The sequence below is a fragment of the Promicromonospora sp. NFX87 genome (assembly GCF_048564965.1).
Taxonomy (GTDB): Bacteria; Actinomycetota; Actinomycetes; order Actinomycetales; family Cellulomonadaceae; genus Promicromonospora.
On record NZ_CP183413.1, the window covers coordinates 5,931,070 to 5,950,315 of the forward strand.

The window sequence follows — 19,246 nt, forward strand, 5'->3', positions numbered from 1 at the left end:
CATCCCACCTGCCGGACGTCGTGTCGTAGGATCACAGCGACCATCCCGAGCGGCCGAGTGACGTGGCACGACGACGCCGCAGCAACCCAGCGTTCCCGCCCCTGGCGAGGACGGACGAGGGTGCTACCGCCACGACCGATGGAGGAGCACATGAGCGTCCCCGCGCACATCGAAGCCCGCCCCGCCGACGGCTACGCCGGCGACATCACGCCCCAGCAGGCCTGGGACCTGCTCGCCGCCGACCCGGCCGCCACCCTCGTGGACGTCCGCACCGAGGGTGAGTGGCGCGCGATAGGCATCCCCGACACGGCGTCTCTCGAGAAGCAGCCGGTGTTCAGCGAGTGGGTGCGGGCCGGTGGCCGCCCCAACCAGCAGTTCCTGGAGGAGCTCAAGGCCGCGGGTGTCACGGATGGCCCGGTCGTCTTCCTGTGCCGCTCCGGCCAGCGTTCGATCGGCGCGGCGCGGCTCGCCACGGCGGCTGGCATCGCGCCGTCGTACAACGTGCTGGAGGGTTTCGAGGGCGCGCCCGGAGCCGACGGCGTCCGCGACCAGCAGGGCTGGAAGGTCGCCGGGCTGCCCTGGACGGAGGGCGCTCAGTGACGGTCACCGGGGCGTTCCCGCCCGACGCGACCCCCGGCGGGTCCGGCCGCAAGCCGCTGCCCCGGAACGTCCGCCCCGCGACGCTCGCCGTGCGCGGCGGGCACCAGCGGACCGAGTTCCAGGAGACGGGCGAGGCGCTGTTCCTCACCCAGGGCTACGTCTACGACTCGGCGGCCGAGGCCGAGGCCGCGTTCGCCGGTGACATCGACCGGTTCGTCTACTCGCGCTACGGCAACCCGACGGTCCACACGTTCGAGGAGCGCCTGCGCCTGCTGGAGGGCGCCGAGGCCTGCTACGCGACGGCGACCGGGATGTCCGCGGTGTTCACGTCGCTCGCCGCGCTCGTGCAGTCCGGATCGCGGATCGTCGCGGCCCGGGCCCTGTTCGGGTCCAGCGTCGTGATCTTCGAGGAGATCTTCAAGAAGTGGGGCGTGCGCACCGACTACGTGGACGGGCACGTGCTCGCCCAGTGGGAGGAGGCGCTCTCGACGCCGGCCGACGTCGTGTTCTTCGAGACGCCCTCCAACCCGATGCAGGACATCGTGGACGTGCGCGCCGTCGCCGACCTCGCGCACGCCGCCGGGGCGACCGTCGTGCTCGACAACGTGTTCGCCACTCCGCTGCTGCAGCGGCCGCTGGAGCTGGGCGCGGACGTCGTCGTCTACTCCGCGACCAAGCACATCGACGGGCAGGGGCGCGTGCTGGGCGGGGCCATCCTCGGCACGACCGAGTACGTGACCGGGCCCGTGCAGACGTTCATCCGCAACACCGGGCCGTCGCTCTCGCCCTTCAACGCGTGGACGCTGATCAAGGGGCTGGAGACGCTGCCGGTGCGGCTCGCGGCGCAGGGCGCGGGCGCGCTCGCCGTCGCGCACGCCCTGGAGGAGCTGCCCGGGGTGGGCGCCGTGCGCTACCCGTTCCTCGACTCGCACCCGCAGGCCGAGCTGGCGCGTGCGCAGATGAGCGGCGGCGGCACGGTGGTCACGTTCGACCTCGCGGTGCCGAAGGGCACGGACGCCGAGACCGCGAAGAAGCGGACCTTCGGGTTCCTCGACGCGCTCCAGGTGATCGACATCTCGAACAACCTCGGGGACGCGAAGTCGCTCATCACGCATCCGGCGACGACCACGCACCGAAAGCTCGGTGCGGTGGGGCGGGCCGCCGTCGGCATCGCGGAGACCACGGTGCGGCTGTCGATCGGCCTGGAGGACACGCGGGACCTGATCGAGGACGTAGAACAGGCTCTCGCCTCCGCGAAGTAGAACCGTGATGAAGTAGAACTGCAGCGAAGTAGAACCCTGGCGGGCCGGAGTTCTACTTCGCTGCAGTTCTATCTCGGCGGGGTGGTGGTGGCTGCTTTCAGGAGGCGGAGGGCTTGGGCCTTCTTGCCTTCCAGGAGGGCCACGTCGGACTTGGCTATCGCCTGTGCGGCCTGCGGTGGGACGCCGGTGGTCTCGTCCAGGACGGTGTCCTGGAGGTCTAGGCGGTGGTCGTCCAGGGTTGACGTGCGGCCGCCTGTGGACAGGCCCCAACCGAAGGGGAACAGCGGGTTGTAGTTCTTGTCGCCGACGTTGACCACCGGGTCGTCTGCTGAGCGGGGCCAGGAGAGCGGGAGCTTGCCCGTGAAGCGGCGGTCGCCGAACAGGACGTCGGCTACTCCGGCGCCCTCCGTGCCTGGCAGCCAGGAGGCGACCAGGGCGTCGATCGAGCCGAGCTGTTCGGTGATCACCTGCGGCCTTCCCGACACGATCAGGACCACGCAGGTCTCGATCTCGGCGCAGACCTTCTCGACGACCTCCGCGTCGCCGGGCTGGAGGGACATCGACTTCTCCTCGCGGGGAATGCCGCCGTCGGCCGGGTCCCAGGCCCACTCCGGTCCGCCCACGTCGCCGAAGCCCTCGGCGTACGGGGTCTCGCCTACCACGACGACGCCGACGTCGGCCCCGTCGGTCGGGGCGGACGCGTCCTCGCTGAACGTCACGTCGTCGGCGGCGGCCTCGATGCCCTCCAGGATCGTGGTGCCCTCGGTGACGTCGCCCGAGAAGCCCTGCCAGGTGCCGGTCCAGCCGCCGGCCTGGTTGCCGAGGTCGTCCGCGTTGCGGCCGGCCACGTAGATGCTGTCGTCGTCGTCCACGGGCAGCGCGCGCCGGCTGTTCTTGAGCAGCACCTGCGACTCCGCGACCGCCGTGCGGGCGATCTCCCGGTGCGCCGCCGAGCCGATGTCGTCCGCGTGGGACCGGTCGGCGAAGGGCTCCTCGAACAGCCCCAGCTCGAACTTAGCAGTGAGGATGCGGGACACGGCGTCGTCGATGCGCTCCGGCGTCACCGCGCCGTCCTGCACCGCCGCCACCAGCCGCGTGTGGAACCGCTCGAACTGCGACGGCTCCATGAACATGTCCACGCCCGCGTTCACGCTGGTGACGATCTGCTGGGTGGTGGGCGAGTCGGCCGCGAGCGGCGGGATCTGGTGGATGCCCTGGTAGTCGCTGATGACGAACCCGTCGAAGCCGTGGTCCCGCTTGAGCCACCCGTTGATCAGCTCGTCGTGGGCGTGCATCTTCACGGGGTTGCCGAGACCGTCGTCGGTCCAGTCCATGCTGGAGTAGCTGGGCATGACAGAGCCGACGCCGGCCACGATCGCCGCGGCGTACGGCGGCAGGTCCACGGACTCGACGTGCCTGCGGCTCTGCTCGGTGATGCCCTGGTCCACCGTGTAGTCGCCCTCGCCGGTGCCGTAGGCGGTGTCGCCGTCGGCCACGAAGTGCTTGGCCGTCGCGAGGACGGACCTGCTGCTGTCCAGGCGCGAGCCCTGGAACCCGAGCACCGCGGCCGCGCCGAGCACGCTCGCCAGCGCCGGGTGCTCCCCGAACGACTCGTAGGTCCGGCCCCAGCGGTCGTCGCGCACCACGCACAGGCAGGGTGCGAACGTCCACGGGATGCCCGTCGCCCGGGTCTCGGTGGCGACCATGCGCTCGGCCCTGGCGACGAGCAGCGGGTCGCGCGTGGCGCCGAGCCCGATGTTGTGCGGCAGGATCGTCGCGCCGGCCAGGTTGCCGTGCCCGTGCACCGAGTCGACGCCGTAGAGCAGCGGGATCTGCAGGCGGGTGGCGAGCGCACGCCCCTGGAAGCCGTCGATCGCGTCGGCCCAGCCCTCCGGGGTGTTGTCGGCGGGCGTGGAGCCACCGCCGCTCAGGATCGAGCCCAGGCCGAGCTCCGTGATCACCGCCGGGGAGCCGGCCACGTTGCCGCGCTCCGCCTGCGTCATCTGCCCGACCTTCTCCTTGAGCGTCATCCGGCTCACGAGGTCGGCGACGCGCTCCTCGACGGGCAGGCGCTCGTCCAGGTAGGGCAGGCCGTGCGCCCGGACGACGACGGTGGGGTCGGCAGCGACCTCCGCGTCGCGGGATGCCAGCGCCAGGGGGACGGTCTCCGCCGTCTCCCCCGCCTCCGACACCCTGGTCCGGACGGTGATCGTGCGTTCGGTGCCCGACGGCGTACCCGCCGTGAACTCGAGGGTGCCCGAACCTGCCTCGTAGTCCGTGTCAGCGGTGGCAGTGCCGGAACCCGTGCGCCAGTCGACGCGGACCGGTTCGGCGAGGACCGCGCTGTCTGCCTGGACGGTGACCGTGACGGTCGCGGTGTCGCCGTCCTCCACGAACACGACCGGGCCCGCACTCACTACCACCTCGGCGTTCGCGGCGGCCGGTGCCGCACCCGGGACGAGCAGGGGAGTCACGGCGAGTGCGGTCGCGGCGAGGAGTGCCGCTGCTGCGCGGAGGACGGTCGTGCGGGCGCGGGGGTGCTGCGCTGCGCCATGGATGGCAGACATCCTGGAGTTCCTCTCGACCTTGGGAGGTGATTTACCGATCTCACACCGGAGTTCGTACTCGCACAAGCCCTGTTGACCACTGGATAGGGTGATGCGGTGGACTCCGTTGCCCCCAACGCGCGGATGCTGCGCGCCGACAACCCCGGCCCGATGACCCTCGACGGCACCCGGTCGTACGTGCTGCGCGCGCCCGGCTCGTCGGGCTGTGTGGTGGTGGACCCGGGCCCGGCGCTGGAACCGCACCTCACCGAGCTGGCCGGAGCCGGCCCGGTGGAGCTCGCGCTCGTGACCCACCGGCATCCGGATCACACGGGCGGACTGGCCAGGTTCCGGGAACTGACCGGGGCGCCCTCGCGAGGTGGGCTGCCCGAGTTCAGCGTTGGTAGCCGCGGTGCGGGCGTCGACTCGCTGGCCGACGGCGAGGTGCTGGAGGTCGCCGGCCTGCGCATAGAGGCGCTGGCCACACCCGGGCATACCGCCGACTCGGTGTGCCTCGTGGTGTCAGACGGGTCGTCGTCAGTCGTGCTCACCGGCGATACGGTGCTGGGCCGCGGGACCACCGTGCTGGCCGAGCCGGACGGATCGTTGCGCGACTACCTGGCCTCGCTCGACCGGCTGAGCGCGCTGGGCCTGCCGGGTCCCGTCCTCGGTCTGCCCGGGCACGGGCCGGTGATCCAGGACCTCGGCTCGGCGGTGCACGCGTACCGCCAGCACCGCCTGGAGCGGCTGGAGCAGGTACGTGCGGCGCTCACGGGTCTCGGGGCGGAGCTGCCCGACGTCGCGTCGCCGCTCCCGGACACGCTCCTGGACGCGGTCACCGGCGCCGTCTACGCCGACGTCGACGCGTCCGTGCTGATCGCGGCCCGCTCGTCGGTGCGGGCGCAGCTGGAGTATCTCCGGGGGCGGTGAGCCCCGCCCCGAGAGCGCAGGGTCAGAGGGCCTTGCCCAGGAAGAGGAGCAGCGGGTCGTCCGCGGCGGCGTGCGGCGGGAACGGCAGCACCGGCCGGTAGCCGAGCCGCACGTAGAGGCGCAGCGCCTCGGGCTGCCGGACGCCCGTCACGAGGTACAGCGCGAGCCCGCCCCGGCGTCGGGCACTCTCCTCGATCTGCCGGACCAGCGCCTTCGCGACGCCCGCCCGCCTGGCGGACGGGTCGACGAACACGCTCCGCATCTCGAAGCCGCGAGGGTCCTCGGCGCCGAGGCCGACGCCCGGCCGCGCGAGCCCGGCATAGCCGGTCAGCGGGTCCGCCGTGAGGTGCGCCGGTCCGACCTGCGCCGCCGCGAGCGTCGCGCAGCCCACCGGCTGCCCGTCGAGCGTCGCAAGGAAGGTCGCCCGCGCGTCGCGGCCGCGTTCGGCGTCAAAGACGTCGTACCCGCCGCGCGCCTCGACGTCGCGCACGAGCTCGGGGTAGCGCTCCTGGTGAAAGGCCCACATGCCGCGGCGCAGCGCTGCGGCGGCGGGGTCGTCCCAGGACACCTCGTGGATCTGCGGGGTCTCGACAGGCTCGACCACCGACACAGGCTCGACCAGCGGGCGCGGCTCGACGTCTTCCGTTGGTCGAGCCTGTCGAGACCCGGACCCCAGCCACTTGCCGAAGCACCGCGAGTCGGGCTCGTCCGCGAACACGCCGAACGGCTCGACCGGGTCGTAGCCCAGCCGCAGGTACAGCCCCAGCGACTCGGGCTGCATGAGCCCGCTCTCCAGGATCAGGTGCCGCACGCCCGCGGCGCGGGCCACGTCCTCCGCCGCGTTCATCAGGGTGCGGGACAGCCCACGACCGCGGAAGCCCGGCGCCACGTACACACGCTTGACCTCGGCGGTCCCGTCGGGGTGCAGGCCGCCCTGGTGGTCGTCGCGGCCCGACAGGTCGCGCATCGCGGCATGCCCGGCGGGCTCGCCGTCGACGCGCAGCAGCAGGGTCGCGAACACGATCGAGGGATCCACCTGGTCGCGCGGGTCCGGCCCGGACGTCACCGGAGGCACGCCCGGCTGCGCGTACCGTGCGTCGATCTCACGCTGCTGCTCGGCACGCAGCCGGACGGCCTCGCCGTGCTCCCAGCCGACGTTCTCGATGCTGATCCCGGCGAGAACCTCAGCGGCCATGCACGCCTGCCCGGACCGGACCGAAGGTCACGCGTGGACCAGCGAGGACAGCACCGACGTGAAGAACGTCAGCCCGTCGACGCCGGCGCGCGGCCCCTCGGCGGACGCCGGACCGAAGCCCGCCTCGACCGCGTGCTCGGGGTGCGGCATGAGCCCCACCACGTTGCCGCGGTCGTTGGTGATGCCCGCGATGTCGCGGCGGGAGCCGTTCGGGTTCCAGCCGTCGTAACGGAACACGACGCGGCCCTCACCCTCGAGCTCGTCGAGCGTGCGCTCGTCCGCGACGAACTGGCCGTCCTGGTTCTTCAGCGGGATCTTGATCTGCTGCCCGCGGCGGAACTCGTTGGTCCAGGCCGTGCGCGCGTTCTCGACGACCAGCGACTGCTCCCGGCACACGAAGTGCAGGTGGTCGTTCTTGACCATCGAGCCCGGCAGCAGGTGCGCCTCGGTCAGGACCTGGAAGCCGTTGCAGATGCCGAGCACCGGCATGCCGCCGTTGGCGGCGTCGACCACCGCGGCCATCGCCGGCGCGAACCGGCTGATCGCACCCGCGCGCAGGTAGTCGCCGTAGGAGAAGCCGCCGGGCAGCACCACGGCGTCGACGTCCTGCAGCGACGCGTCCGCGTGCCACAGGGACACCGCCTCGGCACCGGCCAGGCGGATGGCGCGCGCCGCGTCACGGTCGTCGAGCGTGCCGGGGAACGTGATGACGCCGATGCGGGCGTCCTCGATCCCGGGCATCGGCGTGGCGGCCGACGTCGGCTCGGTGGCCGACATCAGGCGTTCACCGGCGCGCCGCTCGCCTCACCGGCGACGTCGGCGTCCTCCGTGGCCTCGGTGACGGAGACCACGTCCTCGATCACCGGGTTGGACAGCAGGGTGGCTGCGGCTTCCTGGGCGGCCGCGAGGATCTCGGGCGTCACCTCACCGTCCACCTCGAGCTCGAACCGCTTGCCCTGACGCACACCGGAGAACTGGGTGAAGCCGAGGCGCGGCAGCGCTCCGACCACAGCCTTGCCCTGGGGGTCCAGGATCTCGGGCTTGGGCATGACCTCGACGACAACGCGTCCCACGAAAGCTCCTAGCTGACTGGCGAAAGGCGATGGGGATTCCGGGGAGAGTCTACTTGTGCGCCAGGGCGCCCCGCTGCCCAGGAGCAGTGACCTGCGCCGCGCCGTCAGACCGTCAGGTACTGGTCCGCCCAGGCGCTGATGATGCGGGCCGCGCGCTTGGCCTGACCCGGCGCTGTGAGCAGGTGGTCCGCGCCCTCCAGCGACACGAACGAGCGCGGGTGCCGCGCCTCGCGGAAGATCTCTCCCGCGTTCGAGATGTCGACGGTGCTGTCGGTGGGCGAGTGCATGACCAGCAGCGGTGAGCCCATCTCGCGGATCTTCGAGCGCAGCTCGGCCCGCCGGACGTCCTCCACGAAGTGCCGCTTGAGCGTCAGCGCACGCCCGCCCACCATCCACGGAGCGTGCCCGTCGTCGAAGACCCGGCCCAGGACGGCGTCGTAGTTGTGCTCGGCGTGCCGCGGCTGGACCGGTGCGCCGATCGTCGCGACCGCCTGCACGCCCGGGACCTCCCCGGCGGCCGCGATCACCGCCGCGCCGCCGAACGAGTGTCCGACCAGGAGGTGGACCGGACGCCCCTGGTCGGCCATGAACCGGCACGCCTGCACGGTGTCGGCGACCTTGTGCGTGAAGGAACCGTCGCCCCAGTCGCCCTCGGAGTCGCCGAGGCCGAGGTTGTCGAACCGGAGCATCCCGATGCCCTCGACCGCGAGCTGCTTGCAGATCCGGGCGGCGGCCGGCGAGTCCTTGCCCAGCGTGAACCCGTGGGAGAACACCCCCCAGCCGCGCACCTCGCCCTCGGGCAGATCGACGATGCCCGCGAGGCGAGGCCCCGTGGTGCTCTCGAACGTGACGCGCTCAGCCACGACAACTCCCCTGTCGGCAGGCGGCGATATTAACGTCACCCGAGTTCGTGGAGATGACGCCGACACGCAGCGAGACGGTCTCGGCAGGCTCGACCACCGTTGGCCGAGCCTGCCGAGACCGTCTGTTGCGTCAGTCGAGCCTGTCGAGACCCCGCGTCAGCAGGCGCCCAGGTCCTGCCACACCCCCCACTCGGACGGCGCGGGCGCCTGGTTCTGCGTCCACCACTTGGCGCGCCACTCGTGGCCGTTGTGCGACACGGTGTTCCCGCCCACGTAGATGGCCGAAGCGCTCCAGGCCGCCGCGGTGCACTCCTCGACCGGCGGGTCGGTCGGGTCGGTCGGGTCCGTCGGGTCCGTGGGGTCCGTCGGGTCCGTGGGATCGGTCGGGCTGATGGCCGGGTACGCGTTGGCGACCAGCATCTCGAACTGCGCCTGGAACCAGTGGCCCGACAGCGGCGCACCCGGCAGAGCGCCCGTGAGCTTCCCGCCCAGCTCGCTGGACTGGTACGTCGGGTCGCACATCCGGTCGAGGCGCTTGCCCTCGTCGTTCGGGATCTCGGTCGAGGCGCCGTCCGACTCACCCGGGGGCTTCACCCAGACGTAGGCGTCCAGGTGGGACTCGGGGTGACCCGACGGCGTGACGGTCGGCCGCTCGCCGATCCCCGCGCCCGACGGGTTGCACCAGGCGCCGCGGTGGTTGCGGCGGTCCACCTTGGACTGATTCACGTAGGTGTTCAGGTCCGTGGACGTGCTGGCCGCCGTCGGACGGGCAGAGCCGCCCCAGCCGTTGCGGCCGGTATCGATGAGCATGCCGATGCTCGACGGTGCGCCCTGCGCGACCATCAGGTCGTAGAGGTGCGCGGTCCAGTCGACCTCGTCGAAGTCCGGGTTCCACTCGAACCAGCCGGCCGACTTGAGCGGGCTGCCGCCGACCTGGAGCTCGGGGTTGGGCAGGTACGTCTCCTCGAGCGGCGTGGTGTTCGCCGTGTTGGTGATGAAGCCGGACACCGCGGACCACCCGTAGGTGCCGCCCTCGATGACGTTGGCGAACTCCTGCGCGGCGCCGCTGGAGTTGTTCGGCCAGCCGAGCCAGCCCGAGTGGCCGGCGTCGATGTAGGAGTACACGTTGCCGACCTCGTACAGCTCGGTCAGCGCGTACTGCACCCCCTCGCGGTAGTACGGCGCCGAGGCGGCGCAGTCGGCGTCGGACTGGTTGGTCACGAGGTTGGGCAGCGAGTCCGGCTCGATCGTGGCGACGATCCGCAGGTTCTCGTACTCCGGCTGGTTCAGCAGCGCGGCGATCGGGTCGATGTACTCGGTCTTGTACCGCTGCATCCCCGCCGCGGTGGCCGGCAGCTCACCGTTCGAGGCGAGGGCGTGGCAGTCGCGGCCCGGCAGGTCGTAGATGACCACGTTGAACACGAAGGGCGCGCCACCGGACTGGGCGTCTGCCTGGTCGAGGTGCCACTCCAGGCCGTGCTGGCGTTCGGTGCCCGCGATCGCCGCTATCCGGTCCATCCAGACCGACGTCGGCTCGTCGGCGATCGCCAGCATGTCGGCGGCGACGCCCGCGTTGCCGACCTCACCGGCGGCCGTCTCGACCAGGTCCGCCCAGTCCGGGTTGACGTACTGCCCGGCCCCGACGAACGGGTTGTCCTCGAGCGCGACGGCCGGCGCACTCCCGGCGACCAGTGCGGGGGCTGCGAGGAGTGCACCCACTGCTGCCGCCACCACGGTGCGGGACCTGCGTGGGCGGGACCTGAGTGGGGATGTGCCGCGCGTGCGGCGTTGTGCTGTAGACACGGTGACCTCCGTTGGCCGTACCGAGCGCGTCCCGCGCCGGCACAGGAGGCCGGATGGCGACACGCGCACCGCGGCGGCTCGTTCCGCCGTGGCATGTCGCTACTTTGCCTACCGTTTGGCTCCCGCAGAACCGCCTTAAACGATTAGTCACCGACCGGGGGCGCGGTCGAGCCACGGACGACGAGCCTGCCCACCGGCACGGTGCCCGACGGCGGCGCCTCGCCCTCCGTCGGGTCCACCCCCACCGCACGCCGGGACACGGCAGTGCCGAGCGCCGCGCGCAGGGCCCAGCCGGTGGCCCGGCCGAGCTCCTCGACGGGGTACGGCACCGCGGTGAGCGACGGCGTCGTCAGGTAGCACGCCGGCGAGTCGGTCCCGGCCACCACCGACAGGTCCCACGGCACGCCGAGGCCCAGCCGCCGGGCGACGTCCAGCACCAGCCCGGCGGTGGCGTCGTCGTCGGTCACGATCGCCGTGGGGCGGTCGCTCGCCGAGAGCAGCGGGCGCAGCGCCGCCGCCGCGCGCTCGGGGCCGTCGCCCGCGACCGTGCGCAGCTCGATGCCGTACCGCACGAGGGACGCCTCGAGCGCGGCGGCGCGGCGGACCGGCGCGAGGAGGTGCTCCGACCCGGCGACCATCGCGATCCGGCGGTGCCCCAGCTCGGCGAGGAAGACGCCCACCTGCGCGAAGGCGTCGCCGTCGTCCAGCACCACGTGCTGCCAGGTGGCGGGGGCGCCGTCGGAGACAGCGCCCACCACCACCGTCGGCGCGGGGAGGGTGCGCAGGGCGGCGAGCCGGGCGTCGTCCCGCCGGACACCGGTGACGACGAAGGCCGCGTAGCGGCGCTCGGTCCACCAGCGGTCCATGAGCTGGGCGGCGTCCGCCGGCGACCCCGCGACGTGCACGGCGAGCGTGAGCGTGTCCGGGCCGAGGGTCTGGAGCGCGCCCGACACGAGGTCGAGCGGGAACGCCGCACGGGTGCCGAAAGGCTGGTCGTGCACGACGACGAGGGCGGCCGCCGCCGGGCCGCTACGGAGCGACCGGGCGGCCGTGGCGGGGCGCCAGCCGAGCTCGTCCGCGACCCGGAGCACCCGTTCACGGGTCGTCGGCGAGACCCCGCTGCGCCCGTTCAGGGTGTACGAGACGACCGCCGTGGACACGCCGGCGGCTCTGGCGACGTCAACAATCGTCGGTCGGCGCCGATGAGTCGAAAATTCTGACAGTTCAGGATCATTCGGTCGCGACGTTGGGACCATAACCACGTAGCATGCACCCTCGGGTGAATTTTGCACAACGTCAACGAAGACGGGTGTATTTGCATGTTTATCGGAAAGCGCAGGTATGTGATCGGGGTGCTGTCCCCGGTGGTCGGCGGCTACTACTTCGGTCGGGTGCTCGCCGGGATCGCACGCACCGTCCGGCCGGACGGGCATCGCGTGGTCGCGGTGCAGACCTACCCGGCGGACCTGGAGCGGGAGCAGTTCCCGGACCGGCCACCGGGCACGGCGTCCGTGAGCCTCGGCCAGGTCGACGGCGTCATCGTCATCACCTCGGCCGTGAACGAGGCGACGCTGCTCCGGATCGAGGAGGAGGGAACGCCGGTCGTGCTGATCAGCGGGCGCACCACCAGCATCGACGCCCCGGTGATCACCCCGGACAACGAGGGCGGCACACGGGCCGCCGTCGAGCACCTCATCGCGCACGGGCACCGGCAGATCGGGTTCCTCGGCAGCCTGCGGCAGGCCGACATCGTCCAGCGCCACGAGGCCTACCGCGCCACGCTGCTCGCGCACGGCATCACGCCCCGGCCCGAGTGGCTCTACCGCACCGCCGACAACCAGGAGGCGAGCGCCGCCACCGTCGCGCAGGCCGTCGTGGGCGGTCCCGGACTGCCGACCACTGCGACGTTCGCCGCGACGGACCGCAACGCGATCGGGTTCTCCCGCGCGCTGCAGGCCCAGGGCCTGTCGCTCCCTGGTGACCAGGCGATCGTCGGGTTCGACCACTCCGAGGCGGGCGCCCGCGTGCGGCCCCGCCTCGCGTCGGTGGACCCGCACCACGACCAGGTCGGGGAGCTCGCCGTCTCGCTGCTGCTCGCCCGGATCCGGGGCGAGCGCGTCGTGGGCCAGCACCTGTCGCGCTCGACCCTGGTGACGCGCGAGTCGTGCGGCTGCCTCGATGCGCGTACGGGTGCGCTCGTCGAGGGACCGCCCACCCAGGAGGGTTCGTCGGCGTGGCGGCGGCTCGGCGAGGTGGCACGCGCGACCTTCGACGGGGCGGAGGCCCGCCTCGGACCCGGCGCCGACCTCGACTCGTGGCTGCGCGGCGTGCAGCGCGTGTTCCGCAGCGCCGCAGCCCTGGGCCAGCCGCCCACCCAGGCCACGCTCACCAGCCTCGCCGAGAGCACACGAGCGCTACGACCCCACCCCGAGGCGATCGAGCAGCTCATCCCCGCGCTGCGGTCGGTGGAGGAGGAGTTTCACCAGCAGGTCAGACGGGGACAGGTGCCGACGGCCCCCGGCGAGCGGCCGAGCCCCGTCGGCGGGAGCGGCGACCCCGCGCCGAAGGCACCCCGCGCCCCCAGCCGTGCCGCCCGGTCCCGCGCGGTCACGCAGACCGCCACCGACGTGCTCGTCGCCCTCAGTGCCGGATGCACGCAGACGCTGCTGGCCCGGTCCGGCCGGCTCGAACGCACGATCACCGAGCAGTACGAGCTCGACCTCGACCTGCTGCACGCCGACGGCCGGGCGATCCGAGCCCTCACCTGGCTCCCGCGCGGGCATCCCGGCCCCGCCACGCTCGCCCTGTGGACGAGCCCCGAGGGTGCGCCTGCCCCCGGCGCGTCTCCGGCGTCCGGCCCCGTGAACGGGGCACGGACGCTCGAGATCGTCGGCACCACCGCGGTCTCCCGCAAGGCGACCGCCCTGGTGGGCACCCACGTGCCGGTGAGCAAGTTCCCGCCCCCCGCGCTGGCCGGCGAGGGCGTCGTGTTCGTCGTGCCCGTGACCTTCGACCAGAGCGACTGGGGAATGCTCGCGATCGGCGGCGGCGTGGACATCCATGCCACCAGCTCCCGCGACAAGTACGACCACTGGGCAGCCATGGTCGCCGTCGCGCTCGACCGGGAGGACCGCCTCACCTCCCTGCAGCGGCAGCAGGCGGCGCTCGCGGAGGCCGCGTACCGGGAACGGGCGCTCGTGCTCGACCTGCGCACCGAGGTCGAGCGCAACGCCCTGGTCCAGGACGTGGCGCTGGAGGGCACCTGGGACTGGGACATCGCCACGGGCCAGGTCTTCTACTCCCGCACCTGGCGTGCCCTGGTCGGCCTGCCGGACGACGCCACGTGCACGGGCATCGAGGAGTGGACCGGGCGGGTGCACCCCCAGGACGTGCGGACCGTCCAGACGGCGATCGCCCGGCAGCTCGCCGGGGCCGCCGAGCCGCTCGACCTGGAGCACCGGCTGCTCGCCGCCGACGGCCGTGAGATGTGGGTGCGCTGCCGCGCCACCACGGTCACCGACGACGCGGGCATCCGCGCGCGCATGATCGGCGTCCTGATGGACGTGACGGGCATGCCGGTGCGGGAACGCCGGGGGGTGACGCGCTAGGGCCGCACGACCTGGGGAGTTGCCGCGCAAGGGAACCGGGAAGGAAGCAGGACCTTGCGCAACTGCGGACGGACGTGCAATGTTTGCGCCAACATAGGCATCGGGCCGGCACAGTCGCCTCGAGGCCTCGGACGGCGGCGCAGCGAAGCGCCCCCAGATCGGAGCCCCCCATGACACGAGCAGTCCGGACCGGCGCCCTTGCGGTCGCCGGCCTCCTCATAGCGGCGGTGGCGGTGGTTCCCAGCACCGCTGTCGCCGCCCCCTCGGTCGGGCCGTCCGGCACCAGCGAGTTCCGCGGGGTCAACTGGGCGGACCCCCGCGACAACTACGCGGACGACGAGGTCGTGCCCTCCGGCCTGAGCACGGAGGACGACTACGCCACGACGTACGCCAAGGCGACCGACATCCTCTCGGAGTTCCGGCTCGAGACGCGCGCCAACACGGTACGGCTGCCGATCAACCCCTCGAGCGTCGGCACCGAGTGGTGGGACTCGTACCAGGGCGCCGTCGACTCCGCCACGGACCACGGGTTCAAGGTCATCCTCAGCTACTGGGAGGCGGACAGCGCCAAGGACGGACTGGCCGACGACCCCGCCGCCTTCGACGCGATGTGGGACACGGTCGTGGCGGAGTACCGCCGCAACCCGAAGGTGTACTTCGAGCCCATGAACGAGCCGTTCGGCTACACCCTCGACGAGTGGGTGGACCTGACCGCCGGCTGGCTGGACGACCACGACGACGTGCCCCGCGGTCGCGTGATCGTCTCGGGGACCGGCTACAACGACGACGTCACCGGTGTCGGCGCGGCCAGGGAGCTGAAGGGGACGCTGCTCTCGCTGCACTTCTACGGGTTCTGGGCGGACCACACGACCGAGGACGAGTGGAAGGCGAACCTGCTCCCGCGCCTCGGCGGGTACGGGTGGCGCACGGTCGTCAGCGAGGCCGGCTCACCGATGACGACAGGCCTCAACTACGGCAACCACGAGGGCGACGTCTACACCTCGTACCTCGGCGCGCTGACGGAGGTCGCACGGGACCAGGGCATCGGGATCGTCTACTGGCCCGGCCTGCGGACGGGCGACGCCTACACGCTGACGGAGGTCGTCGGCGACGGCGACCTCGAGGTCACCAACGCCTCGGGGCTGGCCCAGATCCAGTGGGGCTGGCGCCTGCTCAAGAAGGAGGCCCTGAACGACCTGCCGCCCGCGCCGCCGGGTGAGCCGCTCGTCAGCGTCCAGCACGGCGTGTGCGTCGACGTGCCGGGCTTCTCGACGACGGCCGGCACGCAGCTCGGCCTGTGGCACTGCAACGGGGGCGGCAACCAGTCGTTCGACTGGAGTGCGGGCCGGCAGCTCACGGTCTACGGCGACATGTGCGTCGCGCCGAGCGGTGCGCTCGCCGTCGGCGGCAAGCTCGCCATCGCCGACTGCACGGGCACGCCCGAGCAGCAGTGGGAGCTCAACGCCGACGCGACGATCAGCAGCGTCGTCGACCCGACCCTGTGCCTCGCCACCCCGGCGGACTCCTGGGACCTCGCGCTCGCGACCTGTGACGCCGCGGCCGCCACCCAGCAGTGGCGGCGCACGGCCTAGCGGAGCCTGACGCGGGCGGCCGCACCGGACCTCCGGTGCGGCTGCCCGCCCGGTCCCGCGACCCTGCTGCTACGGAACCGTGACCTCGCCGCGCTCGGCCTTCAGCGCGATGTCCGTGCGGTGGTGCGAGCCCTTGAGGTCGATCCTCGCGACACCCTCGTAGGCCCGGCGCCGGGCGTCGGCCAGATCGGTGCCCAGGGCCACGACGGACAGCACGCGGCCGCCGGCGCTGACCAGCTCGCCGGTCTCGGAGAGGCCCGTACCTGCGTGCAGCACGTGCACGCCGGGGAGCGCCTCGGCGTCCTCGATGCCCGTGATCTGGTCACCCGACCGGGCCAGCTCGGGGTAACCCTCGGACGCGACGACGACCGTCACCGAGGCCTCCCGGCGCCAGCGGAGCGGCTCCAGCTCGGCGAGCTTGCCGAGGGCCGCCGCGAGCATGACCTCCGAGAGCGGCGTCAGGAGCCGGGCCAGCACGGACTGGGTCTCCGGGTCGCCGAAGCGCGCGTTGAACTCGACCACGCGCGTGCCCCGGCTGGTGAGCGCGAGCCCCACGTACAGGACGCCGGAGAACGGCGTGCCGCGCCGGGCCATCTCGTCGACGGTCGGCTGGGCGACGCGCGCCATCACCTCGTCCACGAGGCCCTGCGGCGCCCAGTCCAGCGGGCTGTAGGCGCCCATGCCGCCGGTGTTGGGACCTTCGTCGTCGTTCCCGACGCGCTTGAAGTCCTGCGCGGGGACCAGGGGGACCACCTTCGCGCCGTCCGAGATGCAGAACAGGGAGACCTCGGGTCCGTCGAGGTACTCCTCGACCACTACCGTGCCCCCGCCCGCGAGGCAGGCCTCGCCGTGGGCCAGCGCGGCCGCGCGGTCGTCCGTGACCACCACGCCCTTGCCGGCCGCCAGGCCGTCGTCCTTGACCACGTGCGGGGCGCCGAACGCGTCCAGCGCGGCGGCGAGCTCCGTGACGTCGGTGCACACGTGCGCCATGGCGGTCGGCACGCCCGCGGCGGCCATGACCTCCTTGGCGAACGACTTCGAGCCCTCGAGCCGGGCGGCCTCGCCGGACGGCCCGAACACCGGGATGCCGGCCGCCCGCACGGAGTCCGCGACCCCCGCGACCAGCGGCGCCTCGGGACCGACGACGACCAGCTCCGCGCCCACCTGCTCGGCGAGCGCCGTCACGGCCGTCCCGTCCAGCGGGTCGACCTTGTGCAGCGTGGCCAGCCCGGCGATACCCGGGTTGCCGGGCGCCGCGTGCAGCTCGTGGGCGGCGGACCCGGACGCGGTCTCCCGGTGCAGGGAGTGGATGATGGCGTGCTCGCGGGCACCGGTCCCGATGACGAGGATCTTCACTGTGGCGGCGTGCTCTCTGGTGGGTTCTCTGAGCGGGTACGGACTCAGCGGCTGTGGATGAGGTCGTGCACGGGGATGATCTCGTCGCGCTTGGGGCCGACGCCGATCGCGGAGATCCGGGTACCCGACATCTCCTCGAGCGCCTTCACGTAGGCCTGGGCGTTGGGCGGCAGGTCCTCGAAGGAGCGGGCCTTGGAGATGTCCTCCCACCAGCCGTCGAACTCCTCGTAGATCGGCTTCGCGTGGTGGAACGCCGTCTGGTCCGTGGGCATCTCGTCGTGGCGGACGCCGTCGACGTCGTACGCCACGCAGACGGGCACCTTCTCCATGCCGGTGAGCACGTCGAGCTTGGTGAGCACGATGTCGGTGAGCCCGTTGATGCGGGTCGCATAGCGGGCGATGACGGCGTCGTACCAGCCGGTGCGGCGCGCACGGCCCGTGGTGACGCCGTACTCGCCGCCGGTCTTGCGCAGGAACTCGCCCTTGTCGTCGAACAGCTCCGTGGGGAACGGGCCCTCGCCGACGCGGGTCGTGTAGGCCTTGATGACGCCGATGACGGAGTCGATCCGGGTGGGCCCGACGCCGGAGCCGGTCACCGCGCCGCCCGCCGTCGCGCTGGACGACGTCACGAACGGGTAGGTGCCGTGGTCGATGTCGAGCATGGTCGCCTGCCCGGCCTCGAACAGGACGGTCTTGCCCGCCTGGATGGCCTTGTCCAGCTCGACGGCGGTGTCCGTGACCATGGGCCGCAGGCGCTCGGCGTACTGGAGCAGCTCGTCGAGCGTCTCGTCCACCGTGATGGCGCGCCGGTTGTAGATCTTCACGAGCAGGTGGTTCTTCTGGTCGAGCGAGCCCTCGATCTTGGCGCGCAGGATCTTCTCGTCGAACAGGTCCCACATGCGGATGCCGACGCGGTTGATCTTGTCGGCGTACGCCGGACCGATCCCCCGGCCGGTGGTGCCGATGCGGCGCTTGCCGAGGAACCGCTCGGTCACCTTGTCGATGGTGCGGTGGTAGGGCGCGATGATGTGCGCGCTGCCCGACACGAGCAGCCTGGACACGTCCACGCCGCGCGCGATCAGCGCGTCGAGCTCCTGGAACAGGACCTCGATGTCGACCACCACGCCGTTGGCGATGACCGGCACGACGCCCAGCGACAGGATCCCGGACGGCAGGAGGTGCAGCGCGTACTTCTCGTCGTCGATGACGACCGTGTGCCCCGCGTTGTTCCCACCGTTGAACTTGACCACGTAATCGACGCGGGAGCCCAGGAGGTCCGTCGCCTTTCCCTTGCCCTCATCGCCCCACTGGGCCCCGACGAGCACGACGCCTGGCATGGATCTCCACCTTCTCGGATTGCTCGGGTTGCCCGCGTCGTGCGCACGATGGCGCCCGCGGGCCGCGCCCGAGTCTACTTCGTGGTGGGCGTGAGGGCGCGTACCTCGTCCACGGACGTGCCGGAGTCCACCAGGAACTTCGCGCAGCGCTCCGCCTCGTCCTCCTCGCCGATGCGGTGGGCCGCCTCGGAGAGCGCGAGAAGCGCGCGGAGGAAGCCCTGGTTCGGCACGTGGCTCGCCGGGATCGGGCCCTGCCCGCGCCAGCCGGCACGGCGCAGCACGTCGAGGCCGCGGTGGTAGCCGGTCCGGGCGTAGGCGTAGGCCTCGACGTCGCCGGGGGCGCTGCCCGTCGCGAGCGCGCCCTCGGCCAGGACTGCCCAGACGAGGGACGACGCCGGGGCCTCCGCTGCCACGTCCACGGGGTCGTCACCGCTGGTCAGGCGCTCACGGGCGGCCGGGAAATCGTCGGGAAGCAGGGTGGGGGCCGGGCCCTGCAGGAGGTTGTCGTGGGTGCTCATGCTCAGATCCTCACACTTCCGGACCCTTCCGGGGCGCGGATGGACAAACCAGGCCGCACCGGATTGCCCGCGACAGCGCCCAGGACGGTGAATTTTGCCTTTCATCCGGTGCGATCGGGCAACAGTCGTTACGCTCGACACATGATCGAGATCGCGACGTCTCCCACGACGACGACGCTCGTGATCGCCGGCGACCTGGACCTCGCCGAACGAGACCAGTTCCCGGAGATCGCAGCGCGCGTGGTCGGCCTGCGCCGACAGCTGCTCGTGATCGACATGTGCCGGGTCACGTTCATGGACTCGACAGGCGCCGCGTTCCTCATCTCGCTGGCCGACGCCGGCCGCAAGCGCGGCGGCGCCACGGTGATCCGCGGGGCCGACGAGCGCGACCTGTTCGTGCTCGAGGTGTGCGGGGCGATGGAGCTCTTCCGGATCGACGACGAGCACTCGTGCGAGCCCTCGGCTCCCGACTCGGGGTTCGCGGTGATGACATCGCGGGACGACGACGGCTCCCCGTTGTCCCACCGCGACGTGTCAACTGCGTAAAACGTTATCCACCTGGC

At 72.2% G+C, this 19,246-nt stretch carries 16 protein-coding genes; 6 read left to right on the forward strand and 10 right to left on the reverse strand.

Annotation, left to right across the window (positions count from 1 at the left end):
- The first annotated feature begins 150 nt into the window (after nucleotides 1–150).
- A complete protein-coding gene (locus tag ACNYC2_RS26605) occupies nucleotides 151–600 on the forward strand; it encodes a rhodanese-like domain-containing protein (RefSeq protein WP_419704631.1) in 450 nt (149 codons plus the stop codon).
- A complete protein-coding gene (locus tag ACNYC2_RS26610) occupies nucleotides 597–1,862 on the forward strand; it encodes an O-succinylhomoserine sulfhydrylase (protein WP_419704632.1) in 1,266 nt (421 codons plus the stop codon). The genes ACNYC2_RS26605 and ACNYC2_RS26610 overlap by 4 nt, the downstream gene beginning before the upstream one ends.
- A 68-nt stretch (nucleotides 1,863–1,930) precedes the next feature.
- Here ACNYC2_RS26610 and ACNYC2_RS26615 read toward each other — a convergent pair whose 3' ends face one another.
- Nucleotides 1,931–4,429, reverse strand: coding sequence for a glycoside hydrolase family 3 N-terminal domain-containing protein (locus ACNYC2_RS26615; RefSeq protein ID WP_419704633.1), 2,499 nt, complete (start codon nucleotides 4,427–4,429; stop codon nucleotides 1,931–1,933).
- Nucleotides 4,430–4,552: 123 nt separating this feature from the next.
- On the opposite strand from ACNYC2_RS26615, the gene ACNYC2_RS26620 reads away from it, so the two are divergent.
- A complete protein-coding gene (locus ACNYC2_RS26620; protein ID WP_419707910.1) occupies nucleotides 4,553–5,338 on the forward strand; it encodes an MBL fold metallo-hydrolase in 786 nt (261 codons plus the stop codon).
- 22 nt (nucleotides 5,339–5,360) lie between these two features.
- Here ACNYC2_RS26620 and ACNYC2_RS26625 read toward each other — a convergent pair whose 3' ends face one another.
- The 6 genes from ACNYC2_RS26625 to ACNYC2_RS26650 all read right to left on the reverse strand — a co-directional run bounded on the left by ACNYC2_RS26625 (nucleotide 5,361) and on the right by ACNYC2_RS26650 (nucleotide 11,528).
- Complete coding sequence (locus ACNYC2_RS26625; protein ID WP_419704634.1) at nucleotides 5,361–6,533, reverse strand: GNAT family N-acetyltransferase; 1,173 nt, start codon at nucleotides 6,531–6,533, stop codon at nucleotides 5,361–5,363.
- 27 nt (nucleotides 6,534–6,560) lie between these two features.
- Nucleotides 6,561–7,310 carry a phosphoribosylformylglycinamidine synthase subunit PurQ gene (gene purQ / locus ACNYC2_RS26630; RefSeq protein WP_377136312.1) on the reverse strand — a complete coding sequence of 250 codons (750 nt, stop codon included), beginning with the start codon at nucleotides 7,308–7,310 and terminating at the stop codon, nucleotides 6,561–6,563.
- Nucleotides 7,310–7,606, reverse strand: a complete 297-nt coding sequence (purS, locus tag ACNYC2_RS26635; RefSeq protein ID WP_357503794.1) for a phosphoribosylformylglycinamidine synthase subunit PurS — start codon at nucleotides 7,604–7,606, stop codon at nucleotides 7,310–7,312. The genes purQ and purS overlap by 1 nt, the downstream gene beginning before the upstream one ends.
- 104 nt (nucleotides 7,607–7,710) lie before the next feature.
- Nucleotides 7,711–8,469: an alpha/beta hydrolase family protein gene (locus ACNYC2_RS26640; RefSeq protein WP_419704635.1), complete on the reverse strand. Its 759-nt coding sequence runs from the start codon at nucleotides 8,467–8,469 to the stop codon at nucleotides 7,711–7,713.
- 156 nt (nucleotides 8,470–8,625) lie between these two features.
- A complete protein-coding gene (locus ACNYC2_RS26645) occupies nucleotides 8,626–10,188 on the reverse strand; it encodes a glycoside hydrolase family 6 protein (RefSeq protein WP_419704636.1) in 1,563 nt (520 codons plus the stop codon).
- A gap of 227 nt (nucleotides 10,189–10,415) precedes the next feature.
- Nucleotides 10,416–11,528 (reverse strand): LacI family DNA-binding transcriptional regulator, encoded by a 1,113-nt coding sequence (locus ACNYC2_RS26650; RefSeq protein ID WP_419704637.1) that lies wholly within the window; start codon nucleotides 11,526–11,528, stop codon nucleotides 10,416–10,418.
- Between the two features lie 63 nt (nucleotides 11,529–11,591).
- On the opposite strand from ACNYC2_RS26650, the gene ACNYC2_RS26655 reads away from it, so the two are divergent.
- Together ACNYC2_RS26655 and ACNYC2_RS26660 are read left to right on the forward strand one after the other, a co-directional pair.
- Nucleotides 11,592–13,880, forward strand: a complete 2,289-nt coding sequence (locus ACNYC2_RS26655; protein WP_419704638.1) for a substrate-binding domain-containing protein — start codon at nucleotides 11,592–11,594, stop codon at nucleotides 13,878–13,880.
- Between the two features lie 170 nt (nucleotides 13,881–14,050).
- The gene (locus tag ACNYC2_RS26660; RefSeq protein WP_419704639.1) at nucleotides 14,051–15,472 is read left to right on the forward strand and encodes a ricin-type beta-trefoil lectin domain protein; all 1,422 of its coding nucleotides are present in this window, start codon (nucleotides 14,051–14,053) and stop codon (nucleotides 15,470–15,472) included.
- A 69-nt stretch (nucleotides 15,473–15,541) separates the two neighbouring features.
- On the opposite strand, the gene purD is transcribed toward ACNYC2_RS26660, so the two are convergent.
- The 3 genes from purD to ACNYC2_RS26675 form a co-directional block, all read right to left on the reverse strand.
- A complete protein-coding gene (gene purD / locus ACNYC2_RS26665; RefSeq protein WP_419704640.1) occupies nucleotides 15,542–16,828 on the reverse strand; it encodes a phosphoribosylamine--glycine ligase in 1,287 nt (428 codons plus the stop codon).
- Nucleotides 16,829–16,872: 44 nt separating this feature from the next.
- The gene (locus tag ACNYC2_RS26670; protein WP_419704641.1) at nucleotides 16,873–18,165 is read right to left on the reverse strand and encodes an adenylosuccinate synthase; all 1,293 of its coding nucleotides are present in this window, start codon (nucleotides 18,163–18,165) and stop codon (nucleotides 16,873–16,875) included.
- Nucleotides 18,166–18,239: 74 nt separating this feature from the next.
- On the reverse strand, nucleotides 18,240–18,683 hold the full coding sequence (locus ACNYC2_RS26675; protein ID WP_419704642.1) for a DUF3151 domain-containing protein: 444 nt from the start codon (nucleotides 18,681–18,683) through the stop codon (nucleotides 18,240–18,242).
- A 141-nt stretch (nucleotides 18,684–18,824) separates the two neighbouring features.
- On the opposite strand from ACNYC2_RS26675, the gene ACNYC2_RS26680 reads away from it, so the two are divergent.
- Nucleotides 18,825–19,229, forward strand: coding sequence for an STAS domain-containing protein (locus tag ACNYC2_RS26680; RefSeq protein WP_357503776.1), 405 nt, complete (start codon nucleotides 18,825–18,827; stop codon nucleotides 19,227–19,229).
- Nucleotides 19,230–19,246: the final 17 nt, after the last annotated feature.

What these genes read in the sequence shown, in the direction of transcription:
- purQ (WP_377136312.1), bottom strand. Translation starts at nt 7,310, where the DNA reads ATGTCGGCCACCGAGCCGACGTCGGCCGCCACGCCGATGCCCGGGATC.
- ACNYC2_RS26605 (WP_419704631.1), top strand. Translation starts at nt 151, where the DNA reads ATGAGCGTCCCCGCGCACATCGAAGCCCGCCCCGCCGACGGCTACGCC.
- ACNYC2_RS26675 (WP_419704642.1), bottom strand. Translation starts at nt 18,683, where the DNA reads ATGAGCACCCACGACAACCTCCTGCAGGGCCCGGCCCCCACCCTGCTT.
- ACNYC2_RS26680 (WP_357503776.1), top strand. Translation starts at nt 18,825, where the DNA reads ATGATCGAGATCGCGACGTCTCCCACGACGACGACGCTCGTGATCGCC.
- ACNYC2_RS26655 (WP_419704638.1), top strand. Translation starts at nt 11,592, where the DNA reads ATGTTTATCGGAAAGCGCAGGTATGTGATCGGGGTGCTGTCCCCGGTG.
- ACNYC2_RS26620 (WP_419707910.1), top strand. Translation starts at nt 4,553, where the DNA reads ATGCTGCGCGCCGACAACCCCGGCCCGATGACCCTCGACGGCACCCGG.
- ACNYC2_RS26650 (WP_419704637.1), bottom strand. Translation starts at nt 11,528, where the DNA reads ATGGTCCCAACGTCGCGACCGAATGATCCTGAACTGTCAGAATTTTCG.
- ACNYC2_RS26625 (WP_419704634.1), bottom strand. Translation starts at nt 6,533, where the DNA reads ATGGCCGCTGAGGTTCTCGCCGGGATCAGCATCGAGAACGTCGGCTGG.
- ACNYC2_RS26660 (WP_419704639.1), top strand. Translation starts at nt 14,051, where the DNA reads ATGACACGAGCAGTCCGGACCGGCGCCCTTGCGGTCGCCGGCCTCCTC.
- ACNYC2_RS26615 (WP_419704633.1), bottom strand. Translation starts at nt 4,429, where the DNA reads ATGTCTGCCATCCATGGCGCAGCGCAGCACCCCCGCGCCCGCACGACC.
- ACNYC2_RS26670 (WP_419704641.1), bottom strand. Translation starts at nt 18,165, where the DNA reads ATGCCAGGCGTCGTGCTCGTCGGGGCCCAGTGGGGCGATGAGGGCAAG.